General features: G+C 47.4%; 4 protein-coding genes. 3 read left to right on the top strand and 1 reads right to left on the bottom strand.

The window, feature by feature from the left end; genetic code table 11:
- Position 1: 1 nt before the first annotated feature.
- Positions 2 to 958: a GlxA family transcriptional regulator gene (locus IQR33_RS10670; protein ID WP_005375751.1), complete on the bottom strand. Its 957-nt coding sequence runs from the start codon at positions 956 to 958 to the stop codon at positions 2 to 4.
- A 154-nt stretch (positions 959 to 1,112) separates the two neighbouring features.
- On the opposite strand from IQR33_RS10670, the gene IQR33_RS10665 reads away from it, so the two are divergent.
- From IQR33_RS10665 to IQR33_RS10655, 3 genes are all read left to right on the top strand, one after another.
- The gene (locus tag IQR33_RS10665) at positions 1,113 to 2,006 is read left to right on the top strand and encodes an alpha/beta hydrolase (protein ID WP_005375755.1); all 894 of its coding nucleotides are present in this window, start codon (positions 1,113 to 1,115) and stop codon (positions 2,004 to 2,006) included.
- A 58-nt stretch (positions 2,007 to 2,064) separates the two neighbouring features.
- Positions 2,065 to 2,934, top strand: a complete 870-nt coding sequence (locus tag IQR33_RS10660; protein WP_193837741.1) for an amidohydrolase family protein — start codon at positions 2,065 to 2,067, stop codon at positions 2,932 to 2,934.
- Positions 2,935 to 2,989: 55 nt separating this feature from the next.
- Positions 2,990 to 4,211 (top strand): FAD-binding oxidoreductase (locus IQR33_RS10655; RefSeq protein WP_193843691.1); only part of this gene is annotated, 1,222 nt, incomplete at its 3' end.

Here is a 4,211-nt window from a genome sequence, read left to right as displayed (position 1 = left end):
CTTAAGCTAAACGTCGCTCTTCACGCGGCGTTTTTTCATAGCGTTTTTTGTAGCAGCGCGCAAAATACGATGTAGAACTGAACCCACAAGCGGTGCTGATTTGAGTGATGGACAGCATGGTTTGCAACAACAAATGTTGAGCGCGTTCTAAGCGCAATTGAAGGTAGTAATTGCCTGGTTTGTCTTGCAAGTATTGCAAAAATAACCTTTCCATCTGCCTGACCGATAACCCTACTTGCTCGCCAATTTCATAGCACTTTAGTGGCTCTTCCATGTTGGCTTCCATGATCTCTACAGCGTCGAGCAGGCGCGGGTGGCGGATGTTGTGCTTACGGATTAACGACATCCGCTGTTTATCATGCGCGGGTCGAATCGCAGGGTGAATGCATTGCTCTGCCACTTGATTCGCCAAGTCACTCCCATGTTGGTTTGTAATTAAATGAAGCATCATATCCAAACCGGCTAAGCCGCCCGAACAAGTTGGTGTGCGTGGGTCGAATTCGTACAACTCACTGGTCACGTTAATGTTTGGAAACTCCTCTGCCAGGCTGTTGGCGGACTCCCAATGCACGGTACACGTTTTGTTTTTTAACAGGCCAGCTTTTGCTAACAATACGCTGCCTGTCGAAGTCGAGCCCACGGCGATGCCTTGACGAAGCGCTTGCTTTAACCACTGATTCACCGAGCCACTCGCAGCAGCAACATGGGCGCCAATACCTGCCACAACCAGCAGCAAGTCTAAATGAGCAATGTTGTTGACTGACTGTGTTGGCGAGAATGAAACGCCATTACTGGCCGACACTTCTTTATCTTCGAATCCATAAATATCCCACTGATACAAATCGCAACCAGCGAGGCGGTTGGCCATTCGAAGAGGTTCGATAACCGCCGAAAAAGAGAGCATCGAAAAATCAGGAATAAGGAAAAAACCAATGCGATACGTGTGTGTCGTTTTCATTCTCTGTGGTCACCAAGTGGGCAGTTCATCTATGTCGTATTTCTGGATAAGAATGTCGCAATTGTTAAATTATTGCTATCAAAATTCGAACATGATGTGACTTAAGACAAGGACTTCTTTGTCGAGCATACACATTCATTTGGACGAGATAATTATGATTGAACAAAAAGCCCCAGTAATTAGTGATGGTCTACGCCTTGATGGCGCTTTCTTTACTGACGAGAACGTTAACAACCCAGACTTACCGATCGTTATTGTCTGCTCAGGCTTTACTGGGCAAAAAAATATTCACCCAGAGCGTTACGCGAGAGCCTTAACTGCGAAGGGCTTTACAGTATTCGGATTTGACTACCGTGGCTTTGGTGAATCTGAGGGTATTCGTGAGCGAGTTATCCTAGATGAACAAGTACGTGACATCGCGAACGCGGTTGCGGTTGTGAAACAGCGCGCTGACGAGGAAGGCCGCAAAGTCGTACTGGCTGGCTGGGGCATGGCCGGTGGATTAATTCTTGATGCTTACCGAGTTTGTCAAGATGCGATTGATGGCCTTATCTCCATGAACGGCTTTTATGATGCGGTACGTGTTCAGGTTGCTCAACGTGGCGAGCACGGTTGGAAAGCGTTCCGTCAATTTATGTTAGAAGAGCGTACACGTCTTGCTCTTGGTGGAGAAAAGCAGGGGATTGATCCATTTGAAATCTACCCGCTTGACCCAGTAAGCCGCGAATATGTATTCACTGAACTGGTCAAAGCACCGGGCTACGGCGTGACATCTGATCTGGATTTTGCGGATTCTCTCATCAATTTCAAACCGGAAGCCCTACTGGACGAGCGATTTGCAGACGCGCCAATCTTGATTGCGCACGGTGCAGAAAACGATCTTCACCCAGTGACCGAAGCAAAGTCGCTGTACGCGAAATACCCTGGGCCGAAATCTCTATTCTTACTGCCTGAAGGTGGTCACACCGAGTGGATGTTGGACGACGATCCTAAGTTTATTCAGTTCTCTGGCGTGATCGCGAACTGGTTGAGTGAGAACTTCAGTTAAGTCTTCAAGAGGTGCTTTCGTTGATGGCACCTCTACCTTTCTGACAGGATGATTTTCGATGAGCATAATTCCATTTTGTGAAGCGGCGGACCCATTTGTACATAAACCAACAATCGCGATTCCTGAAGGCGCGGTTGATTGTCATGCCCACGTTTTTTCTTCACGTTATCCGTACTGTGAAACGCGAACCTACACGCCACCCGATGCCAGCGTCGGCGCGTACCTGCATTTGCACCAGCAATTAGGCATCCGTCATGGCGTGCTGGTTCAGCCGAGTGTGTATGGCAATGACAACCAGTTGCATCTTGATACATTACGGTATTTACGCCAGCAAGGTTACGACTACAAAGGCGTCGCGGTCGTGGATGCGGATGTGTCCGAGCAAACGCTGGATGAGCTACAAGAAGCCGGATTTTGTGGGGTGCGGATGAACCTGCTGTTTAAAGGTGGTATTGAGTGGCGTGATGTTGAACGTTTAGCGGCTCGCCTTGCAGAGCGACACTGGCACCTTCAATGCTTAATTGATGTTTCGCAGTTTGATGACTTATATCAGCGATTAAGGGCTTTACCCGTGCCCGTAGTGATTGATCATCTTGGACATATGCCAACAAACAAGCTGATTTCTCATCCTGGTTTTCAAACCTTATTGAAGCTTAAGGCCGAAGGGAAAGTGTGGACAAAATTGTCGGCACCGTATCGTTTGTCGCTTCAATCTCCGCCTTATGATGACGTTTCTTCGTTTGCTCAAGCTTTGTTAGAAGCGAATGAAGAGCAATGCGTCTGGGGCTCGGATTGGCCTCATCCATGTTTTGCTGCTGAGATGCCAAATGATGGCCAGCTATTAGATACCTTGTGGCACTGGACGCAAGATACGACACTGTTTAGCAAGATTCTGGTCGATAACCCCAAGCGCCTCTACCGCTTTTAACTCCACATTCATGTTATGAACCTAAAAAGACAACCGTAAGGCACTGATTCAAATTATGCTTCCTGCACTTCCGCTACAGGTTTCCTCTGATACTGTGGTTATCAAGTTCTTTAACACCCTTAAACAGCTTGGTTTCAAGGGGGATACTGATGCTCGCTATACCACTCGATTGAGTATGGCGACTGACAACAGCGTCTACCAGCAACTTCCGTTGTCGGTCGTCTTTCCTGCCAACCATCATGATGTGGTAATACTTGGCAAGGTCAGTGCTCGTGATGAATTTAAACACTTGACCTTTTCGCCCAGAGGAGGCGGAACGGGCACCAACGGACAATCATTGAACTCGGGGATCGTGGTTGACCTGTCTCGCTACATGAATCGAGTGTTAGAGATCAACGAGCAGGAAGGTTGGGTGAGAGTGGAAGCTGGGATAGTCAAAGATCAACTCAACGACATCGTTCGCCCTTATGGTTATTTCTTCTCGCCAGATCTGTCGACCAGCAACCGCGCAACATTAGGTGGGATGATTAATACTGATGCATCAGGCCAAGGCTCTTTGCAATATGGTAAAACCTCGGATCATGTGTTGGAGCTCAAAGCCGTATTGGCAGATGGCTCGGTGCTCGATACCGAAGCAATTCAACAAAACAAACGGTTAAACTGTGATGTAGTATCGCGAGCGTTAAAAATTACGGAGGAAGTTTGTCGAGACAAGCGTCAACAGATTCTGGATAAGTTTCCTCCTCTGAATCGCTTTCTTACTGGTTATGACCTAAAAAATGCCATCAACGACAAGAGTGAAGAGTTTGACGTCACGAGAATATTATGTGGCTCTGAAGGTACGTTAGCTTTTATTACTGAAGCCAAGCTCAATCTTACGCGAATACCTACTACGCGACGGTTAGTGAACGTTAAATACGATAGTTTTGATTCTGCATTGCGAAATGCTCCCTTGATGGTCGAAGCAGAGGCGCTATCGGTTGAGACAGTCGATGCAAAAGTACTCAACCTTGCAAGAGAAGACATTGTCTGGCACTCGGTAAAACACGCGATCTCAGATGTGCAGGGCAAACAGATGCAAGGGATTAACTTTGTCGAGTTCGCAGGCAGTCAAAGCGATGATATTGAGGATAAAGTTGAACGCTTATTTTTAATTCTTGATAAAGAAATCGTTCATCGACGCAGTGGTATCATCGGTTATCAAGTCTGTCGTGAACCCCAAGACATCCAGGCCATTTATGGCATGCGCAAGAAAGCGGTTGGGCTGCTTGGCGCGA

It is taken from the genome of Vibrio sp. OPT46, from assembly GCF_015163535.1.
In the GTDB taxonomy this organism is placed as follows: domain Bacteria; phylum Pseudomonadota; class Gammaproteobacteria; order Enterobacterales; family Vibrionaceae; genus Vibrio; species Vibrio alginolyticus.
This window is presented reverse-complemented; position numbering and strand designations above follow the sequence as displayed.